Annotated in this window: 2 tRNA genes; both read right to left on the bottom strand. The window is 48.8% G+C overall.

Annotation, left to right across the window (positions count from 1 at the left end):
- Positions 1-74: 74 nt before the first annotated feature.
- A tRNA-Ala gene (locus ACM6G4_RS25920) sits at positions 75-150 on the bottom strand.
- A 10-nt stretch (positions 151-160) separates the two neighbouring features.
- Positions 161-237: transfer RNA gene (locus tag ACM6G4_RS25915), tRNA-Ile, on the bottom strand.
- Positions 238-295: the final 58 nt, after the last annotated feature.

The following is a 295-nucleotide window of genomic DNA, read 5'->3' as shown; positions in this document are numbered from 1 at the left end:
ACGATCTAATCAAAAGACTAGAAATCAATATTCACATCGGAATACTCATTTCTAAACTTTCAGAAGCAGTTATATGGTGGAGCCAAACGGGATCGAACCGTTGACCTCCTGCGTGCAAGGCAGGCGCTCTCCCAGCTGAGCTATGGCCCCATAACAAAATTGGTGGGTCTGGGCAGATTCGAACTGCCGACCTCACCCTTATCAGGGGTGCGCTCTAACCAACTGAGCTACAGACCCAATTTCGAGCGCGTAACTGTTAGCTTGGAGCTATCAGCTTGGAGCTTAAAGCTGCTTC

The sequence above is a fragment of the Pseudomonas sp. IT-P258 genome (genome assembly GCF_949767825.1).
GTDB lineage: Bacteria > Pseudomonadota > Gammaproteobacteria > Pseudomonadales > Pseudomonadaceae > Aquipseudomonas > Aquipseudomonas monachiensis.
Note: the sequence above shows the minus strand (reverse complement) of the source record. Positions and strands in the feature narration are given on the sequence as shown.